This is a genomic window from Rhizobacter sp. P2_H3, assembly GCF_056403355.1.
Map to the genome: position 1 here is coordinate 1 of NZ_JBFUFQ010000114.1, position 17795 is coordinate 17795.

The 17795-nt window shown below is 69.7% G+C and carries 17 protein-coding genes and 1 pseudogene; 12 read left to right on the forward strand and 6 right to left on the reverse strand.

Features of this window, described 5'->3' with window-relative positions; translation table 11 throughout:
• A pseudogene (locus AC1D1T_RS33025) lies at nucleotides 1-110 on the forward strand (NADAR domain-containing protein); the annotation flags it as partial.
• Between the two features lie 42 nt (nucleotides 111-152).
• Nucleotides 153-1400, forward strand: a complete 1248-nt coding sequence (locus tag AC1D1T_RS19560; RefSeq protein WP_477843785.1) for an ATP-dependent Clp protease adaptor ClpS — start codon at nucleotides 153-155, stop codon at nucleotides 1398-1400.
• Here AC1D1T_RS19560 and AC1D1T_RS19565 read toward each other — a convergent pair.
• Complete coding sequence (locus tag AC1D1T_RS19565; RefSeq protein ID WP_465112257.1) at nucleotides 1397-2338, reverse strand: helix-turn-helix transcriptional regulator; 942 nt, start codon at nucleotides 2336-2338, stop codon at nucleotides 1397-1399. The genes AC1D1T_RS19560 and AC1D1T_RS19565 overlap by 4 nt on opposite strands.
• A gap of 155 nt (nucleotides 2339-2493) precedes the next feature.
• On the opposite strand from AC1D1T_RS19565, the gene AC1D1T_RS19570 reads away from it, so the two are divergent.
• Nucleotides 2494-3129, forward strand: a complete 636-nt coding sequence (locus tag AC1D1T_RS19570) for a LysE family translocator (RefSeq protein WP_477828515.1) — start codon at nucleotides 2494-2496, stop codon at nucleotides 3127-3129.
• Between the two features lie 9 nt (nucleotides 3130-3138).
• Here AC1D1T_RS19570 and AC1D1T_RS19575 read toward each other — a convergent pair whose 3' ends face one another.
• A complete protein-coding gene (locus AC1D1T_RS19575; RefSeq protein WP_477842828.1) occupies nucleotides 3139-3756 on the reverse strand; it encodes a hypothetical protein in 618 nt (205 codons plus the stop codon).
• A gap of 77 nt (nucleotides 3757-3833) precedes the next feature.
• Complete coding sequence (locus tag AC1D1T_RS19580) at nucleotides 3834-4520, reverse strand: TetR/AcrR family transcriptional regulator (RefSeq protein ID WP_477829640.1); 687 nt, start codon at nucleotides 4518-4520, stop codon at nucleotides 3834-3836.
• On the opposite strand from AC1D1T_RS19580, the gene AC1D1T_RS19585 reads away from it, so the two are divergent.
• Nucleotides 4519-5706, forward strand: coding sequence for an FAD-dependent oxidoreductase (locus tag AC1D1T_RS19585; protein ID WP_477992337.1), 1188 nt, complete (start codon nucleotides 4519-4521; stop codon nucleotides 5704-5706). The genes AC1D1T_RS19580 and AC1D1T_RS19585 overlap by 2 nt on opposite strands.
• On the opposite strand, the gene AC1D1T_RS19590 is transcribed toward AC1D1T_RS19585, so the two are convergent.
• The gene (locus AC1D1T_RS19590) at nucleotides 5696-6394 is read right to left on the reverse strand and encodes a GntR family transcriptional regulator (RefSeq protein WP_477826700.1); all 699 of its coding nucleotides are present in this window, start codon (nucleotides 6392-6394) and stop codon (nucleotides 5696-5698) included. The two genes, AC1D1T_RS19585 and AC1D1T_RS19590, sit on opposite strands and share 11 nt — an antisense overlap.
• A gap of 163 nt (nucleotides 6395-6557) precedes the next feature.
• On the opposite strand from AC1D1T_RS19590, the gene AC1D1T_RS19595 reads away from it, so the two are divergent.
• Both AC1D1T_RS19595 and AC1D1T_RS19600 read left to right on the forward strand, forming a co-directional pair.
• A complete protein-coding gene (locus AC1D1T_RS19595) occupies nucleotides 6558-7511 on the forward strand; it encodes a Bug family tripartite tricarboxylate transporter substrate binding protein (RefSeq protein ID WP_477826703.1) in 954 nt (317 codons plus the stop codon).
• Nucleotides 7512-7520: 9 nt separating this feature from the next.
• Nucleotides 7521-8795: a glucarate dehydratase family protein gene (locus AC1D1T_RS19600; RefSeq protein ID WP_477992338.1), complete on the forward strand. Its 1275-nt coding sequence runs from the start codon at nucleotides 7521-7523 to the stop codon at nucleotides 8793-8795.
• Nucleotides 8796-8807: 12 nt separating this feature from the next.
• On the opposite strand, the gene AC1D1T_RS19605 is transcribed toward AC1D1T_RS19600, so the two are convergent.
• A complete protein-coding gene (locus AC1D1T_RS19605; RefSeq protein WP_477992339.1) occupies nucleotides 8808-9641 on the reverse strand; it encodes a DUF3014 domain-containing protein in 834 nt (277 codons plus the stop codon).
• A 25-nt stretch (nucleotides 9642-9666) separates the two neighbouring features.
• Complete coding sequence (locus AC1D1T_RS19610; protein ID WP_047502393.1) at nucleotides 9667-10266, reverse strand: TetR/AcrR family transcriptional regulator; 600 nt, start codon at nucleotides 10264-10266, stop codon at nucleotides 9667-9669.
• A gap of 106 nt (nucleotides 10267-10372) precedes the next feature.
• Between AC1D1T_RS19610 and AC1D1T_RS19615 the strand changes: the two genes are divergently transcribed.
• The 6 genes from AC1D1T_RS19615 to AC1D1T_RS19640 all read left to right on the forward strand — a co-directional run.
• On the forward strand, nucleotides 10373-11560 hold the full coding sequence (locus AC1D1T_RS19615; protein ID WP_477992340.1) for an efflux RND transporter periplasmic adaptor subunit: 1188 nt from the start codon (nucleotides 10373-10375) through the stop codon (nucleotides 11558-11560).
• A gap of 21 nt (nucleotides 11561-11581) precedes the next feature.
• Nucleotides 11582-14725: an efflux RND transporter permease subunit gene (locus AC1D1T_RS19620; protein WP_477992341.1), complete on the forward strand. Its 3144-nt coding sequence runs from the start codon at nucleotides 11582-11584 to the stop codon at nucleotides 14723-14725.
• Nucleotide 14726: 1 nt separating this feature from the next.
• Nucleotides 14727-16172, forward strand: a complete 1446-nt coding sequence (adeC, locus tag AC1D1T_RS19625) for an AdeC/AdeK/OprM family multidrug efflux complex outer membrane factor (RefSeq protein ID WP_477992342.1) — start codon at nucleotides 14727-14729, stop codon at nucleotides 16170-16172.
• 150 nt (nucleotides 16173-16322) lie between these two features.
• On the forward strand, nucleotides 16323-16871 hold the full coding sequence (locus AC1D1T_RS19630; RefSeq protein WP_477827790.1) for a hypothetical protein: 549 nt from the start codon (nucleotides 16323-16325) through the stop codon (nucleotides 16869-16871).
• On the forward strand, nucleotides 16868-17404 hold the full coding sequence (locus AC1D1T_RS19635; protein ID WP_465112268.1) for a GTP-binding protein: 537 nt from the start codon (nucleotides 16868-16870) through the stop codon (nucleotides 17402-17404). The genes AC1D1T_RS19630 and AC1D1T_RS19635 overlap by 4 nt, the downstream gene beginning before the upstream one ends.
• An 11-nt stretch (nucleotides 17405-17415) precedes the next feature.
• Nucleotides 17416-17795 (forward strand): roadblock/LC7 domain-containing protein (locus tag AC1D1T_RS19640; protein ID WP_477992343.1); only part of this gene is annotated, 380 nt, incomplete at its 3' end.

Here is a 17795-nt window from a genome sequence, read left to right on the forward strand (position 1 = left end):
GCATCTGGGGCATCGGCCTCGCCGCGAGCGATGCTGCGGCCTTGGATCCACGCAGCTGGTGCGGGCTGAATCTGCTCGGATTTGCCCTGATGGAAGTACGCAGCCGGCTCTGCTGAGGCGCCTGCGCGGCCGACCCTCCCGTACTCGTCATCATGCTCATCATCTCGATCCTGTGCTTCGCCTGCCTCGCTGTTGGCTTCCTGCTGTACCTGCCGTTCCTGCTCTGGTTCCGGCGTCGACGCGCCCGTGGCAAATCGATGGGGGCCGAGATCCGCTACACCCGTTCCGGGGTTCTGTTGACGTTTGCCACATTCACCGCATTCCTGGGCGGGCTCGCTGCGCGCGAACTCGTGCCCGAGTCCTGGTTCGCGAGTCAGATCTCAGGGGGTAGTGGGGTGGTGCGTTGGGGGATCTGCGTCTTCGTGGTATTCGGTGTCCTGGAGAGGGTGCTGCGTCTCGCGAACATCGCTCTGCAGCATGAGCCACCCATGGACACGCCAGTCGCCGGCGAGGAGAACGTGTCGGCAGGATTGCTGCGCCGATGGAAGGTCGCCACCATTCGCGGTGTTCCGTTGTTCGTCGATGCGGTCCTTCCTCTCAACGGATTGCTGGTGGCGGGCCTCGCCGGTTCAGGCTTGGCAGGATCGTTGGCGTACTGCCTCGCATTCGCCGCACTCATCCTCGTGCACGAACTGGGTCACTTCGCCGCCGCCCGCGCGCTGGGCCTGAAAGTCTTCGCCATCAACGTCTCCGGCCTGGGCGGCAGCTGCCTCACGCAGGTTCCACGCGACGTGAAGGGCACGTTCCTGCTGTTTTCTGCGGGACTGGTGGCGCAGGCGGTATTGCTGGTGCTCGCGCTGGCGGCGGTCGCGATGCTGGGCTATCCGGAATCGCCCGTCGGGCAGAGCGTCTACATCACGTTCACGGTCGTGAACCTCGTCGTTGCCGCGATCAATCTGATCCCCGGCAAGATCGGCGACAACCGATCCACCGACGGCGCGATCCTCTGGGAACTGCTGCTTCACGTCGTTGGGGGCAGGCCGCACCCGCTGGCACAGCAGCACGCCGCCTCGCCGGTGTTCCCACCGCATACGCGCCTGACCGCGATCGACGGCATGGTGCCGCCCGGCTTCCAGTCGGGCGTCGAGCTTCTCAATGACGACAAGACACCGATGGAGTTCGTCGTCGAAGTGCTGGAAAGGCACCTGAAGCTCGACCGTGAGACCGCCATGGCGTCGATGCTCCAGATTCACGCGCGGGGCGGACTCCTGGTGCCGCTGGCGGATCCCGTCCACGCGGCCGAGGTGGCGAGCGAGGTCACGCGAGAGGCGCGCGACCAGGGCCACCCCTTGGTATGCCGTGCCGTTGAGGCACCCTCCGGGGCCGGTGCAACAGGCTAGTGACCCTCCAGCAGCCGCTGCGCCAGCTGCCGCACCTCGTCGTTCAATTCCACAGGCGCCTGCACCGTGAACGGAAACGGCAGCCGCGCCAGTTCGCGCGCCACCCATTCCAGCGTCTCGGCCTCCACCGTCAGCAGCACGCCGCGCCGGTGTGCCTTCAGCACGCCGAAGCCGGCGAACACATGGCGCCGTGCCGTCGCCAGCTCGGTGTGCAGCAGCACCTTCGCCTGGTGCAGGCGCGGCAGCGTGGCGATCGCATGGGTGAGGTAGCCCAGCACGTCGAAGGACGGCGGCCGCCGGAAGCTCGCGGGCAGTGGCTGCACGTCCTCGATGCGGTCGAGCCGGAATGAGCGCAGGTCGCGCCGCAGGTGGCAATGGCCCACCGCGTACCAGTGGCCGCCGCGAAACCCCAGCCCGTAGGGGTCGAACTCCCGACGGCTGCGCTGGGCACCGGGCGTGACGTAGCCCAGGCTCACCTGCTGCTGGTTCAAGGCGGCCGCGCTCAGTGCCAGCAACGCATCGTTGTTGCCGGCGGCACCGGGCTGGATGTCCAGCGCGATGGTGTCGGCCACGCCGCGCAACCGGCGCTTGAGCGCGGGCGGCGTGACCCGCTCGAGCTTGGCCAGCGCGCTGGCGGTGGCCGGCGCCGCCTCCGCCAGGCCCAGGTGCCGTGCGGCGCGCAGGCCCACGGTGAGCGCCAGCGCTTCGTCGTCGGTGAACATCAGCGGCGGCAGCTTGAACCCGGGCATCAGCTTGTAGCCGCCGTCGCGCCCGCGCTCGGCGGCGATCGGAATGCCCAGGTCCGCCAGCATCGCGATGTAGCGGCGCACCGTGCGGCGATCCACCTGAAGGCGCTCGGCCAGCTCGGCACCGCCCACCATGCCGCGGGCCTGCAGCAGTTCCAGCACGGTGAGCACTCGGGTGGCAGGGGCGGGCATGGTGGGCGGGATTCGATACAGGGCTGAATCTGTCCTATATGGGGCCTATCGTAGCGGCTCCTTCACCACCAGCACCAGGAGCCCTCCATGAATCCCTTCCACTGCCGCAAGCTCGTCAAGCCGCTGTCCGGCCAGCTGACCCGGGCGGGTGCGCTGTGATCGCCGGGCCTGAACTCGCGCTGTACTTCGCGCTGGTCTTCGGCATCATCGTGCTGCCGGGCATGGACATGGCCTACGTGATGGGCCATTCGCTGGTGGGCGGGCTGCGCAGCGGCGCGAGCGCGGTGGCCGGCATCATGGCCGGCGGGCTGTGCCACATGGTGTTCGGCGCGGCCGGCATCGCACTCGTGGTGAAGGCGGTGCCCGGCCTGTTCACGGTGATGCTGCTGGCCGGCGCCGCCTACATCGCGTGGATCGGCTGGAGCGTGTGGCGCGCGGCATCGGCAGCGGGTGCGGATGCGGGGGATGAGCCGGCGCCGGCATCGGGCGGCAAGGCTTTTCGGGGAGCCGTCGCCACCAGCCTGCTCAACCCCAAGGCCTATCTCTTCACCCTCGCGGTGATGCCGCAGTTCGTGCATCCCGAACGCGGCGGGTTCTGGGTCCAGGTGGCCGAACTGGCGGCGGTAACCAATGCGACCCAGGCAGCCGTCTATGGCGCGCTGGCGGTGGCCGCCAGCCGCAGCGGCGGATGGCTGAAGGCGAACCCGCAAGGCCGGCGCCTGCTGATGCGGGTGGTGGGCGCGGGCCTGGTGGCGATGGCCGGCTTCACCGCCTGGACCGCCGTGGGTTGAACACCCGGCTCAGCCTGCTCGCGCCATACACGACGACTTCGCCCGCGGTGCTGACGCCGCAGCGACAACAGGTGGCGGGGCCGGATCCTCGAGCGGACCTCGCTCCGACTGCCAATAGACCCCCTGGACGGACAGCGCGGGCTCCGAGGACACCTCGATCCTGGCGACTTGTGCACCCACTTGCAAATCAGCCTTGCACGGTGTGCTCGCGCAGGCCGCCAGCTCATCGTTCTTGAGCACCTTGCCGTGCATGCTCCAGGCCTGCAGAGGCGGTCTCAACGCAACGCGATCTCCGTTCGCAAGAACGACATGGACCGACACCCTCGCGTTCTGCATGGCGGCCGCGAAGGCCTGATCCATCGTCCTGGAATCCTGCAAGGGAATGCCGCCTCGCAGCGACAGGCACAGCGAAGTCGACTCTCCGACGATCTTCATCGTTTCGCTGGAGGTCAGCACCGAGGGTTCGGGCGTGAGCAGCACCGGCTGCCTGGCCAGGACGACCACGTTCGTTTCGCGTCCCGAGAGCGCGTCGAAGAGCTTCTCCGGGGCGAAGTCGCAGCCGACGACCAGCAGCGCGGAGGCGGCGAGGGCAAGGCTTTGCAATCGATGGGAAGAAATGTTGCTCATGGGTCAGGACTGCGGGTCGAACTGGTACTTGGCCATGGGGCGCTCTCTTCGGGATTGGCGTCGCTGCCGATGATCGCTCAGCGGGAGGAGCGTTTCCGTGCCGCTGTCCCCGCCATCCCGCTGATCCCGCCCAGGATCAGATCGATCCCCGCCAGAAAGTCGGCGCGGTCGTCGTGCTGCTGCAGTTGCTCCGCCATCGATCGTGTGAACGGGTACTCGGTTTCATCGAGTTCCGACCACGCGATGGAGACCTCGCCCAGGAAGCCCTCCCGATCGATCTCGCGCTCCTGCGCCGAGAGCCGGTTCGCGGCGTTCTGTCCGCCGACGCCGAGGATGTAGTGCAGCAGTGCCGACGCTGCCGCCCATTGCCCGGCCTTCGGCACGCCGAGTGCCTGCACATGCCGCCCGATGCGCTCGAACAGGCGCACCATCGGCAGTTGCCCGGCCGCCTGCAGCAGCGCCGAGCCGATCCAGGGATGCTCGTCCATCGCGTCGAACATGCCCGCCGCCAAGCCGTGGAGGGTGTCGCCCTGCGCCTGCATCGCACCGGCGATCACCGCGTCGCAGGCGGCGACCACCAGATCGCCCTTGTTCGCGATGTGCCAGTAGATCGCGCCGGGCCCCGTCGCCAGGCGCTCCGACAGGGCGCGGAATGTCAGCCCGCCTTCGCCGGCGCTGTCGAGCAGCTCGATGGCGGTCTCGATGATGCGATCCCGCGAGAGGGAATCCTCGCGCCGCTGAGGCGCGCGTGATTTCTTGGGCATGCCGCATCTTGACACAAGTGGAATGCCGTTCCAATATCATGGAATGACATTCCATTCACGCACGATCGCCATCGTCGGCGCTGGCCTCGGCGGGCTGATGCTGGCCCGGATCCTCCATGTCCACGGCATCGCCTCGACCGTCTACGAGGCCGAGGTCTCGCCCACCGCACGCGCCCAGGGCGGCATGCTCGACATCCACCACGACAGCGGCCAGCTCGCCTTGAAGGCGGCCCGGCTGCACGACGAGTTCCGCCGCCTGGTCCATCCCGGCGGCCAGGCCTCGCGGGTGCTCGACAGGGCCGCAGCGGTGCTGCTCGATCAACCCGACGACGGCAACGGCGGCCGGCCGGAGGTGCGAAGGAGCGAACTGCGCCGCCTGCTGCTCGAGTCATTGCCTGCCGGCACGGTGCAGTGGGGGCACAAGCTCGCCTCGGCGGCGGCGTTGGGCGGCGGCCTGCACCGCCTGGCGTTCGCGAACGGCAACAGCGTGGTGTCGGACCTGCTGGTGGGTGCCGATGGCGCCTGGTCGAAGGTTCGTCCGCTGGTGTCCGATGCGACACCGGTCTACCTCGGCACCACGTTCGTCGAGGCCTGGTTGACCGACGCCGACGTGCGCCATCCCGCGAGCGCCGAAGCCGTGGGCGGCGGCGCGCTCTTCGCGGTGGAGCCGGGCAAGGGCATCTTCGCGCACCGTGAGCCGGGCGGCGTGTTGCACGCCTATGTGGCGCTGCGCAAGCCGATGGCATGGATCGAAGTGGTCGAGGCCGCCGATCCGGCTGCGCTGCGGTCCCGCATCGCCAAGGAGTTCGAAGGGTGGGATCGCGCGCTCACCGCCCTCATCACCGAGGCCGAGTCGGCGCCCGTGTTCCGGCCGATCCACGCGTTGCCCGCAGCCCATCGGTGGGAGCGCGTCCCGGGGGTGACGCTGCTCGGCGATGCGGCGCATCTGATGGCGCCCGCGGGTGACGGCGCGAATCTCGCGATGGTCGACGGCGCCGAGCTGGGCGAAGCCCTCGCGGCGAACCCCGCTGATCCCGAGGCCGCGCTGGCGGCCTATGAGGCGAAGGTCTTTCCGCGCAGCGCCGAGGCGGCCGCAGGTTCGGTCGAGGTGCTCGACGCGTGCCTCGGCGATGAGGCACCGCACAGCCTGGTGCGGTTCCTTGGTGAGGTCCGAGCTACGCCGTGAAGTAGTCCGGATGCGCCAGGCGGATCGCGTCGATCTGCCCCAGGGTGCCGGACAGGTGATCGCGCAGGCTCGCCTGCGCAGCCTCGGCGTCGCCGCTGGCGATGGCGTCCACGATGCGGCGGTGGTCGCGCACGATGGCGCGCTGCTTGCCGAGCGTGGGCAGGTTCAGCATGCGCAGGCGGTCGACGTGCCCGCTGTGCTTGCGCACCAGGTCGAACAGGTCCGGCACGCCCGCGGCGACGTACATCAGCCGGTGAAACGCCCGGTCGGCCGCGATGAACTCGAGGTAGGCGGTGCTGCCCATCAGCGCCGTCTGCACGTCGATCTGCGCGCGCAACTGGCTGAGCAGCAGCGCATCGGCATGCCCGGTCAGCGTGAGCACCACCTCGGCCTCGATCGAGCGGCGCAGGAACTGCGCCTGCACGGCCGCCGCCGCATCGATGCGGCTCACGACCGTGGCGTGCTGCGGAAAGATGTCGACCAGGCCCTCTTCGCCGAGCTTGATCAGCGCATCGCGAACCGGTGTCTGGCTGAGGCCGAAGTGCGCCGCCAGGTCGGCCCGCGAGAGCACCGTGCCCGGGGCCATCTCCAGCGACAGGATCAGGTCGCGCAGGCGCTCGAAGACCTGCGGCGCCGCATGGCGCGAGCGGTCCAGGGCGACGGAACGGCTGGGGGACGGGGCGGGCATGAAGCGCATTCTAGCGGTGGGGTCGGTGCATTGACACACTAATATATTAGTGCTTCACTTCGGGTCAGCGAGCCGCGCCCATGCAGCGCGGCCCACCCCGCCACCACCGGAGACTCCCTTGAATCGTCGAACCCTCGTGTCGTGCCTTGCCCTGCCGTTCGCCCTGCCGTTGTCGCTGGCCCTCGCCGGCGCCGCGGTGGCCCAGACGCCGGAGTGGCCGCAGGCCAAGCCCATCACCTACATCGTTCCCTTCACGGCGGGCGGCTCCACCGACGTGGTCGGGCGCGTCCTCGCCGAGAAGCTGCAGCTCGCGCTGAAGCAGACCGTGGTCGTCGACAACAAGCCCGGACAGGCCGGCGGCATCGGTGCGAGCTTCGTCGCCAAGGCCGCACCCGACGGGTACACGCTGTTCGGCGGCACGATCAGCACGCACGCGATCAACGCCAGCCTGTACAAGAACCTCGGCTACGACCCGGTGAAGGATTTCGAGCCGGTCGCCCTGGTGGCCACGCTGCCCAACGTGCTGCTGGTCGACCCCGCGCTCGGCGTGAACTCGGTGGCCGAGCTGATCGCCTTGCTGAAGAAGGACGAGAAGCGGCGCACCTTCGCGTCGTCCGGCGCCGGCACGTCCACGCACCTGGCGGGCGAGCTGTTCGCCGACCTGATCGGCGTGCCGCTCACGCACGTCCCGTACAAGGGGACGCCGCCCGCGATGGTCGACGTGTCCGCGGGCCAGGTCACCTTCATGTTCGACCAGATGACCGCTGCGCTGCCGCTGCTGCAGTCCGGCAAGCTGAAGCTGCTGGCGGTGACGACGGGCAAGCGCATCGCGCTGTCGCCGGGCACGCCGACGATGATCGAGTCGGGCGTGCCCGGCTTCGAGATGTCGTCATGGCAGGCGGTCTACGCCCCCAAGGGCACGCCCAAGGCCGTCGTGCACCGGCTGCATGCCGAGATCGCCAAGGCGCTGAAGATGCCCGACGTGCAGGCCAAGCTGGGCGGGCAACTGGGCATGGACCTCGTCGGCGGCACGCCCGAGGAGTTGTCGGCGCTGATGGCCCGGGAGATCCCGCGCTGGGGGGCGCTGGTGAAGAAATCCGGCGCCACCCCCAACTGAGACCACGCCATGCAGAGAGACATCCGCATCACCGACGTCCGCATCACGCCGATCGCCTTTCGCGACGGCCCGCTGCTCAATGCCGCAGGCATCCACGAGCCGTGGGCGCTGCGGGCCATCGTCGAACTCGAAACCAGCGACGGCCGCGTCGGCATTTCGGAGACCTACGGCGACGAGCCGATGCTGCGCGTGCTGGCGCAGGCGAAGGCCCTGGTCCTGGGCCTGTCGCCGTTCGATCTCAACCGCATGGAAGAACGGGTGCGCGCGGCCATCCGGCCCAGCCCGGGCGCCATCGAGTTCGAGCTGGCGCCCGGCTCGCACACGGCGAAGAACGCCGCCAAGGTGACCAGCACCTTCGAGGTGGCGATGCTCGACCTGCAAGGGCAGTTGCTCGGTGCGCCGATCGTCGACCTGCTGGGGGGTGCGGTGCGCGACGCCGTGCCGTACAGCGCCTACCTGTTCTTCAAGTACGCCGAGCACATCGACCGGCCCTATGCGGCGGACGCCTGGGGCGAGGGCATCAGCCCGGCACAGATCGTCGCGCAGGCGCAGCGCATGATCGACTTGTACGGCTTCCAGAGCATCAAGCTGAAGGGCGGCGTGTTCGAGCCCGCGCACGAGATCGCCTGCATGCGGGCGCTGCGCGCGGCCTTCCCGGGCCTGCCGCTGCGGCTCGACCCCAATGCCAACTGGTCGCTCGAGACCAGCATCCGGGCCGCACCGGAACTCGACGAACTGCTCGAGTACTACGAAGACCCGACGCCGGGCTTGCAGGGCATGGCCGAGCTCGCCCGGCACACGCGCCTGCCGTTGGCGACCAACATGGTCATCACGACGCTCGACGACTTCCGCAAGGGGGCGGAAACCGGGGCCGTCAAGGTGCTGCTGTCAGACCACCACTACTGGGGTGGCCTGCGCGTCACGCAGACGCTGGCGCGCATGTGCGCGCTGTGGGACCTCGGCATGTCGATGCACTCGAACTCGCACCTGGGCATCAGCCTGATGGCGATGACCCACGTGGCGGCCAGCATCCCGAACCTGACCTATGCCTGCGACACGCACTACCCGTGGCAGGAAGAGGAGGTGATCCGCGGCGGCCGCATCGTCTTCGAGCACGGTGCGGTGCGCCTGCCCGGCACGCCGGGGCTGGGCGTCGAGCTCGATCGCGGCAAGCTGGCCGAACTCCATGCGCAGTACCTGGCCTGCGGCGTGCGCAACCGCGACGACCTGGCTCAGATGCGCAAGTACGACGCCGGTTTTTCGGGGCGCACGCCGAGGTTCTGAACCCTGTCTGCCTCAGCGCGGGGCCGATGCGGCGGCCGGCGACGTGACCAGGCGCCGCAGCTCGCGCAGCTTCGCCTTGATCCGCCGTTCGTTGACCGGCCCGGTGCGCAGCAGCAGGCGCTGGCCGGCGCTCAGCGCCTGCAGCGCCGGGTCGTTGAACTCGTACAGCACCCAGGGCCGCGTCGGCTGCACCGGGCTGTTGACCGTCGGCAGGTGCACGCCGATCGACTCGGCCGCGTCGGGCGTGACGAGCAGCTGGTCGATCACCGCGACGAGCCGGTCGTTGAAGTACTTGCCCGGGTAGCCGAGGTCTTCATAGGCTTGCTGGAACTGCGGGTAGAACGCCGCGTAGAGCGCGACGGCCTGCCGCAGGTCCACCGTCTCCAGCAGCAGCACGTACGGTGTGTAGCGCTGGCCGTTGTCGGCGCCGATGGTTTCGCTGTCGCCGCGGCGTTCGACCGTGAACCGGCCTGCGGCCGGACTGAGCGGCCACAGGCGCGAGGAGGCCTGCTCGCGGCCCAGGCCATCGACCGTCGCGGCCACGCGGTGGGGCAGGTCGTTCATCTGGAACAGCGCCAGCACGGCCTCTCGGCCGAACAGTGCCGTCACCGCCGAAGCGAGGTCGGCCGGGGCCGCCGCGGGGTCGGTGGCCTGCAGGTTCTCGATCGGGTGCTGGATGCCCGAGCTCGCCGCCGGTGGGGCGGCGGCCACCTGGGCAGGCGCGGGCTCCGGCGGGGCCGTGGCTGCAGGAGCGACAGGGGCGGGGCGGGCCAGCCAGAACCAGGCCGCTGCGGCGGCCAGGCCCAGGGCCCCGAGGGCGAGGGCGATCTTCAAACCGGGCTTCATGCCGCAGCTTACCGCCAGCGGCGCCTCAGGCGTAGGCGGCCAGGAACACCGACACCGCGCGCTCGACGATCTGCTTGATCTGCTGGCGCGTCGGTGACGCGTTCGCACCCAGCAGGATGCGGTGCAGCACCTCGGCCTGCAGCAGGCCCGTCAGGTGCAGGGCCACCACCGAGGGCTCCGCCTGCTTCAGCCGGCCCGCCGCCATCTCGGCCTGCAGGAAGGCCGCGACGGTCTCCTCGCCGCGCCTGGGGCCCAGCTCGAAGAACTGGCGGCCGATGTCGGACTGCCCGGCCTGCGACACCACCATGCGGTAGGTGCCCACGGCCTCCGGCGTGCAGATGAAGCTCACGAACTTCTCGCCGAAGCGGCGCAGCACGCGTGGCAGGTCGTCGCTGCCGGGCAGCAGTTCGTCATAGGCCGGCCCCAGGTGGCGCATGCCGGAATAGTGGGCGGCCTCCAGGAACAGCTGCTGCTTYGACGGGAAGTAGCCGTACAGCGTGACCTTCGAGCCGCCCATGCGCGCGGCGATCTCGTCCATCGAGGTGCGCTCGTAGCCCATCTCCTGGAACGCCTGCAGCGCGATTTCGAGGATCGCCTCGCGCTTTGCCTCTGTCTTGACTCTCATGTCAATGCCTTTATTTTGAACTCGTGAGTTCATTATTGCTTGACACCAATGGTACGGCAAAGCTTATACTGAACTTGTGAGTATGTTTATAGAGGAGTCCTGTCCCATGTTCTCGAACCATTCCCTGACCGGCGGCACCGCGATGCTCGCCCTGGTGTCGGCACTGCTTTCAGCGTGCGGGGATCCTCCGCACGGCCCGCCGGCCGGGCCGTCGGGCCCGCCGCAGGTCGGCGTGCAGGTCGTGCAGCCGCAGCGCGTGGTGCTCGGCACCGAGCTGCCGGGCCGCACCGTGCCGTTCCAGATCGCCGAAGTGCGCCCGCAGGTCACCGGCCTGATCCAGGCCCGCCAGTTCGACGAAGGCAGCCTCGTCAAGGCCGGCCAGGCGCTCTACCAGATCGATGCGGCGAGCTACCAGGCCAGCTACGACAGCGCACGTGCAGCCCTCGCCAAGAGCGAGGCGACTCTCCGCTCGACACGGCTCAAGTCGCAGCGCTACGACGAGCTCGTCACCATCCAGGCCGTCAGCCAGCAGGACCACGATGACGCATCGGCCGCGCTGCAGCAGGGCGAAGCGGACGTGGCCTCGGCCCGGGCCGCGGTCGAGACGGCGCGCATCAACCTCGCGTACACGCGTGTCGTGTCGCCGATCACCGGGCGCATCGGCAAGTCGTCGGTGACGCCCGGCGCGCTGGTCACGGCCAACCAGGCGGGCACGCTGTCGACGGTGCAGCAGATGGACCCGATCTACGTCGACGTCACCCAGCAGAGCAGCGCGGTGCTGCGGCTGCGGCACGCGCTGGCCCGCGGCGAGCTGAAGGCGGGTGGCGCGAACGCCGCCGTCGTCAAGCTGCTGCTCGAAGACGGCAGCACCTACCCGCTCGCCGGCAAGCTGCAGTTCTCCGACGTCACCGTCGACCAGGGCACCGGCGCGATCACCTTGCGCGCCGTGTTCCCGAACCCGGGCGGCGAGCTGCTGCCCGGCATGTACGTGCGCGCCGTCGTCGAGGAAGGCGTCAACGAGCAGGCCGTGCTGGTGCCGCAGCCGGCGGTCAGCCGCGACAGCACCGGCAAGCCGCTCGCCTTCGTGGTCGGCGCCGACGGCAAGCTCGAAGCGCGCGCCATCACCACCGAGCGCGCCATCGGCGACCAGTGGCTCGTGACCACCGGGCTGAAGGCCGGCGACCGGCTGGTCGTCGAAGGGCAGCAGAAGGCGCGCCCGGGCCAGGCCGTGAACGCCGTGCCCGCCGGGGCCACGCCGGCCAGCGCACCCGCCGCCCGCCTGGCCGCGAACTGACACCCTCCGGAGTTCTCCACCATGGCTCGCTTTTTCATCGACCGGCCGATCTTCGCCTGGGTGCTCGCCATCATCGTGATGCTGGGCGGCGTGATGGCCATCAAGATCCTGCCGATCGCGCAGTACCCGACCATCGCACCGCCCGCCATCGCCATCTCGGCCAGCTACCCCGGCGCGTCGGCCAAGACGCTGGAAGACACGGTGACCCAGGTCATCGAGCAGAAGATGAAGGGCCTGGACCGCCTGGCCTACATCGCGTCGACCAGCGAATCCTCGGGCAGCGTGACGATCACGCTGACCTTCGAGAACGGCACCGACCCCGACACCGCCCAGGTGCAGGTGCAGAACAAGCTGGCCCTGGCCACGCCGCTGCTGCCGCAAGAGGTGCAGCAGCAGGGCGTGCAGGTCACCAAGTCGGCCAGCAACTTCCTGAACGTGCTGGCCTTCGTGTCGCAGGACGGCAAGCTCGGCGGCGCCGACCTCGCCGACTACGTGGCCGCCAACGTGCAGGACGCCATCAGCCGCGTCGACGGCGTGGGCGACACGACGCTGTTCGGTGCGCAGTACGCGATGCGCGTCTGGCTCGATCCGCACAAGCTCGACAGCTTCAAGCTGACCCCGCTCGACGTGAAGACCGCGATCCAGGCGCAGAACGCCCAGGTCTCGGCCGGCCAGCTCGGCGGCCTGCCGGCGGTGCAGAACCAGCAGCTCAACGCCACCATCACCGCGCAGACGCGGCTGAAGACGGCGGCCGAGTTCGAGGCCATCCTGCTGCGCACGCAGGCCGACGGTTCGGCCGTGCGCCTGCGCGACGTGGCCCGCATCGAACTCGGCAGCGAGAGCTACGCCATCCAGAGCCGCTTCAACGGCAAGCCGGCCACCGGCCTCGCGATCAAGCTCGCGACCGGCGCCAACGCGCTCGACACCGTGCGCGGCATCGACGCCCGGCTCGACGAACTGCGCAAGTTCTTCCCGCCCGGCGTGGAGGTGATCAAGCCGTACGACACCACGCCCTTCGTGCGCATCTCGATCGAGGAGGTCGTGAAGACGCTGGCCGAAGCCGTCGTGCTGGTGTTCGTCGTGATGTACCTCTTCCTGCAGAACTTCCGCGCCACGCTGATCCCGACCATTGCGGTGCCGGTGGTGCTGCTGGGCACCTTCGGCGTGCTGGCGGCCTTCGGCTACTCGATCAACACGCTGACGATGCTGGCGATGGTGCTGGCGATCGGCCTGCTGGTCGACGATGCGATCGTGGTGGTCGAGAACGTCGAGCGCGTGATGAGCGAAGAGGGGCTGTCGCCGCTCGAAGCCACGCGCAAGTCGATGGGGCAGATCACCGGCGCGCTGGTGGGCGTGGCGCTGGTGCTGGCGGCGGTGTTCGTGCCGATGGCCTTCTTCGGCGGCTCCACCGGCGTGATCTACCGCCAGTTCACCGTCACCATCGTGTCGGCGATGACGCTGTCGGTGCTGGTCGCGATGATCCTCACGCCGGCGCTGTGCGCCACGCTGCTGAAGCCGGCGGCCCAGGGCCATGGGCTGGCCAGCACCGGCTTCTTCGGTGCGTTCAACCGCCTGTTCGACCGCAGCAACCGCGGCTACCAGGGCGTGCTGCGGCACATGCTGGGCCGCGGCTGGCGCTACATGGCCGGCTATGCGGTGCTGGTGCTGGCGGTCGGCTTCGTGTTCGCGAAGATCCCCGCCGGCTTCCTGCCCGACGAGGACCAGGGCTCGCTGTTCACGCTGGTGCAGCTGCCGCCCGGCGCCACGCAGGACCGCACGCTGAAGGTGATCGAGCAGGTCGAGCACCACTTCCTGGTCGACCAGAAGGATGCGGTCGATTCGATCTTCACGGTGGCCGGCTTCAGCTTCGCCGGCAGCGGGCAGAACGCGGGCTTCGCCTTCGTCAAGCTCAAGCCGTGGAGCGAACGCACGCGGCCCGAGCTGACGGCATCGGGCGTGGTCGGCAAGGCGATGGGTTACTTCTCGCAGCTGCGCGATGCGACGGTGTTCGCCTTCGCCCCGCCGGCGGTCTCGGAGCTCGGCAACGCGAGCGGCTTCGACCTGATGCTGCAGGACCGCGCCAACCTCGGCCATGACGCGCTGATGCAGGCCCGCAACCAGCTGCTGGGCGCGCTGATGGCCGAGAAGGGCCTGGTGGCGGTGCGCCCGAACGGCCTCGAGGACACGCCCGAGTTCCGGCTCGACATCGACGAGCACAAGGTAGGCGCGCTGGGCCTGGCCATGGCCGACGTCAACAACACCTTCGCGGCCGCATGGGGCAGCAGCTACGTCAACGACTTCATCGACAAGGGACGCGTGAAGAAGGTGTTCCTGCAGGCCGATGCGCCGTTCCGCATGCTGCCCGGCGACATCGACCACTGGTTCGTGCGCAACGCCGGCGGCGCGATGGTGCCGTTCAGCGCCTTCGCACAGGCCGGCTGGACCTCGGGCTCGCCGCGGCTGGAACGCTACAACGGCGTGCCGTCGGTCGAGATCCTCGGCATGGCGCTGCCCGGCACGCTCTCCAGCGGGCAGGCGCTCGACCTGGTGGAGCGCCATGCGGCCGCGCTGCCGCCGGGCATCGGCTACGAATGGACCGGCATCTCGCGCCAGGAGCGTGCGGCCGGCGGCCAGGCGATGCTGCTGTACGCGGTGTCGATCGGGGTGGTGTTCCTGTGCCTGGCCGCTCTCTACGAAAGCTGGTCGATCCCGTTCTCGGTGATCCTGGTGGTGCCGCTGGGGGTGCTGGGCACGCTGCTGGGCGCCGTGCTGACGTGGAAGATGAACGACGTCTACTTCCAGGTCGGCCTGCTGACCACGGTGGGGCTGGCGTCGAAGAACGCGATCCTGATCGTCGAGTTCGCGAAGGACCTGGTCGCCCAGGGCATGGGCGTGGCCGAGGCGGCCCTCACCGCGGCGCGCATGCGGCTGCGCCCGATCCTGATGACCTCGCTGGCCTTCGTGCTCGGCGTGCTGCCGCTGATGCTGGGCCACGGCGCCGGTGCCGGCGCGCAGAACGCGCTCGGCACGGCCGTGGTCGGCGGCATGGTCTCGGGCACGCTGCTGGCGATCTTCTTCGTGCCGCTGTTCTTCGTGAGCGTGCGCCGTTTGTTCGACAAGCGGCCGCAACCGCAGCTCGCGACCCCTTTGCTGGAAGGCCATTGACATGACCCGCTTGAACATCACCCGCCCGACCTGGATCGCGCTGGCCTGCGTGGCCACGCTCGGTGGCTGCAGCCTGATGCCGGCCTATGAACGCCCCGCGTCGCCGGTGCCGGCCGCCTACCCGGTGGCCGCGTCGGCACCGGCCGCCACATCCGCCGCCACATCGGCCGAAGCCGGCGACATCGGCTGGCGCGAGTTCTTCGCCGACGAGCACCTGCGCCAGGTGCTGGCGCTGGCGCTGGCCAACAACCGCGACCTGCGCGTGGCGGCCTTGAACATCGACAAGGCGCGTGCGCAGTACCGCGTGCAGGACGCCGCCCTCTATCCCGCCGTCAGTGCCACCGGCAGCCAGAGCGCGACCCGCACGGCCGACACGCTGCGCGCGCCGGGCAACCCGGAGATCAGCCGCCAGTACAGCGCCGGCGTGGGCGTCAGCGCCTGGGAGCTCGACCTGTTCGGCCGCGTGCGCAGCCTGGGCGCGCAGGCGCTCCAGCAGTTCCTCGCGACCGAAGAGGCGCGGCGCAGCACGCACATCAGCCTGGTGGCCGAGGTGGCGAATGCCTGGCTGACGCTGGGCGCCGACCAGGAGCGGCTGGCGCTGGCGCAGCGCACGCTGGCGAGCCAGGGCGAGTCGTACCGGCTCAGCCAGCGCAGCTTCGAGGTCGGCGTCACGTCGGCGCTGGCGCTGCGGCAGGCGCAGACCAGCGTCGACAGCGCGCGCGTCGACGTGGCACGCTACACCGCGCAGGTGGCGCAGGACCGCAATGCGCTGCAGCTGCTGGTGGGCTCGGCGCTGCCGGACGGGCTGCTGCCGACGAACCTGGCCGACGCGCTGAACGCGCTGCCCGAGCTGCCGGGCGGCCTGCCGTCGGCGCTGCTCGAGCGCCGGCCGGACGTGCTGCAGGCCGAACACCAGCTGAAGGCGGCCAACGCGAACATCGGCGCGGCGCGCGCCGCGTTCTATCCGCGCATCAGCCTGACCGCGTCGGCCGGCTCGGCCAGCAGCGAGCTGTCCGAGCTGTTCCGCGCCGGCTCGGGCACCTGGTCGTTCATCCCGCAGGTCTCGCTGCCGATCTTCGATGGCGGCGCCAACCGCGCCAACCTCGACATCGCGAAGATCGATCGCGACATCGGCGTGGCCCAGTACGAGAAGGCGATCCAGACGGCGTTCCGCGAGGTGTCGGACGCGCTGGCGCAGCGCAGCACGGTCGGCGACCAGCTCGAGGCGCAGCAGTCGCTGGTCGACGCGACGGCCGAGAGCGATCGGCTGTCGCGTGCGCGCTTCTCGCGCGGCGTCGACAGCTACCTCGCAGTGCTGGATTCGCAGCGCTCGCTCTACAGCGCGCAGCAGAACCTGATCGGCACGCGGCTGTCGCGCATGTCGAACCTGGTGACGCTCTACAAGGTGCTGGGCGGTGGCTGGTCCGAGGGGCGCGCCGGTGGATGAGGTGCTGTCATGCCCCGATATGTTCCGATCACGCCAGCATCATGACTTCGCTGAAGTCCATCCCTAACATGCCGACCAGCAACTCAGAACACGGCCCAGCTTGATCGGCGCGACAGCGTGCAGCGCAGGGGGTTGTGGCCACACCGTTCCATGACGTCCCCCCATCGCAACCCCGAGCGCACGCTGAAGCTGCAGGCGGAGCACCTGACCGACAGGGACATCGCGAAGATCGCGGCCTTCCTGCGCATCGGCCGCGAGCGGCTGAGCCGGGACTGGCAGATCGTGTTCGAAGGTGGGCATGACGTGCTCGGTCACCTGGCGCACCCGCTGCAGTACGAGGACGTCATCGATGCACTGCAGCAGCTGGAGCGCCGGCTCGCCGGGGAGCCCGGGACGGCGGGCGCGCAGCTGCGTCTGCGCCGCTGGCCGGCGCAGGCCTTGCTGCAAGGCGATGCCGATCGGCCCCGGCTCGCGAGCTTCCTGTTGTCGGCGCGGCAGATCGACATCGACGAGCTGACGCGCCGCAGCCACGTCGACCGGCGGGCCTGCGAGGCATTCGTGGCGGCGTTGATCGCGGCCGACGTGCTGGATGTGATGCCGGCCGCTTCCTGCCAGCCCGAGGTGAAGGGGCCCTGTGCGGCCCGATGCCCGGACCAGGGCACGTTCGGCGAGATCCGGCGCAGCCTGGGGTTGGCATGACGACGATGACCCTGCCCAAGATCGTCTTCACCGGGCCGCCSGGGGCCGGCAAGACCACCGCCATCGCGATGCTGAGCGACATTCCGCCGGTGGTCACCGACGTGCGCAACACCGACCCCACGCTCGCCAAGGAACTCACCACCGTCGGGCTGGACTTCGGCCAGGTCGACCTGGCCGGCGGCCGCTGCGTGCAGCTGTTCGGCACGCCCGGGCAGCTGCGTTTCGAGTTCATGTGGCAGATCATCGCCACCGACGCGCTCGGCCTGGTGATCCTGCTCGACAACTCGCGGCCCGACCCGCTGGACGATCTCTCGACCTGCCTGGACGCCTACCGGCACCTGCTGCCGACGATGAACTGCGCGGTGGGCATCGGGCGCACGGCCGAGTTCCCGCAGCCTGCGATCGACCGGTTCAGCGACCTGCTCGCCGAGCGGGGGCTGGCCTTGCCGGTGCTGCCGGTGGACGTGCGCCGCCGCGAGGACGTCCTGCTGCTGGTCGACACCGTGCTCATCCAGGGCGAGATGCGCGCCTGACCGGAACCCTCATGTCCCACCTGAACACCTCCCTGACCGAACCCGCCCGGCACGCGGCCCAAAGCCTGTTCGCCGAAGTCGACGGTGCGCGCGCCGTGCTGATCGCGACGGCCGACGGCTTCGAGCTCACGCACGCCGGGCAGACCGCGATCGCGCCGGCGCGCCTGGCCGCGATGGTCGGCTCCTTCTCCGCGCTCGGCGATGCGGCCAGCCGCGAGACCGGCATCGGCGCGCCCCGCTACCTGGTGGTCGAGTCCTCCGGCGGGCGGCTCGCGGTGCGCTGCATGCAGGTGCGCGGCCAGGCCATCGTCGTCGCCGTCCTCACCGACCAGTCGGTGATGCTGGGCCTGGTGTGGAGCCGCCTGGCGGAGGCCGAACGCCTGATGAACGC

Coding starts and splice junctions, on each gene's coding strand:
- AC1D1T_RS19605 (WP_477992339.1), bottom strand. CDS start 9,641: ATGAAGCCCGGTTTGAAGATCGCCCTCGCCCTCGGGGCCCTGGGCCTG.
- AC1D1T_RS19630 (WP_477827790.1), top strand. CDS start 16,323: ATGACGTCCCCCCATCGCAACCCCGAGCGCACGCTGAAGCTGCAGGCG.
- AC1D1T_RS19565 (WP_465112257.1), bottom strand. CDS start 2,338: ATGCCCGCCCCTGCCACCCGAGTGCTCACCGTGCTGGAACTGCTGCAG.
- AC1D1T_RS19615 (WP_477992340.1), top strand. CDS start 10,373: ATGTTCTCGAACCATTCCCTGACCGGCGGCACCGCGATGCTCGCCCTG.
- AC1D1T_RS19585 (WP_477992337.1), top strand. CDS start 4,519: ATGCCGCATCTTGACACAAGTGGAATGCCGTTCCAATATCATGGAATG.
- AC1D1T_RS19575 (WP_477842828.1), bottom strand. CDS start 3,756: ATGAGCAACATTTCTTCCCATCGATTGCAAAGCCTTGCCCTCGCCGCC.
- AC1D1T_RS19620 (WP_477992341.1), top strand. CDS start 11,582: ATGGCTCGCTTTTTCATCGACCGGCCGATCTTCGCCTGGGTGCTCGCC.
- AC1D1T_RS19600 (WP_477992338.1), top strand. CDS start 7,521: ATGCAGAGAGACATCCGCATCACCGACGTCCGCATCACGCCGATCGCC.
- AC1D1T_RS19560 (WP_477843785.1), top strand. CDS start 153: ATGCTCATCATCTCGATCCTGTGCTTCGCCTGCCTCGCTGTTGGCTTC.
- AC1D1T_RS19590 (WP_477826700.1), bottom strand. CDS start 6,394: ATGCCCGCCCCGTCCCCCAGCCGTTCCGTCGCCCTGGACCGCTCGCGC.
- AC1D1T_RS19580 (WP_477829640.1), bottom strand. CDS start 4,520: ATGCCCAAGAAATCACGCGCGCCTCAGCGGCGCGAGGATTCCCTCTCG.
- adeC (WP_477992342.1), top strand. CDS start 14,727: ATGACCCGCTTGAACATCACCCGCCCGACCTGGATCGCGCTGGCCTGC.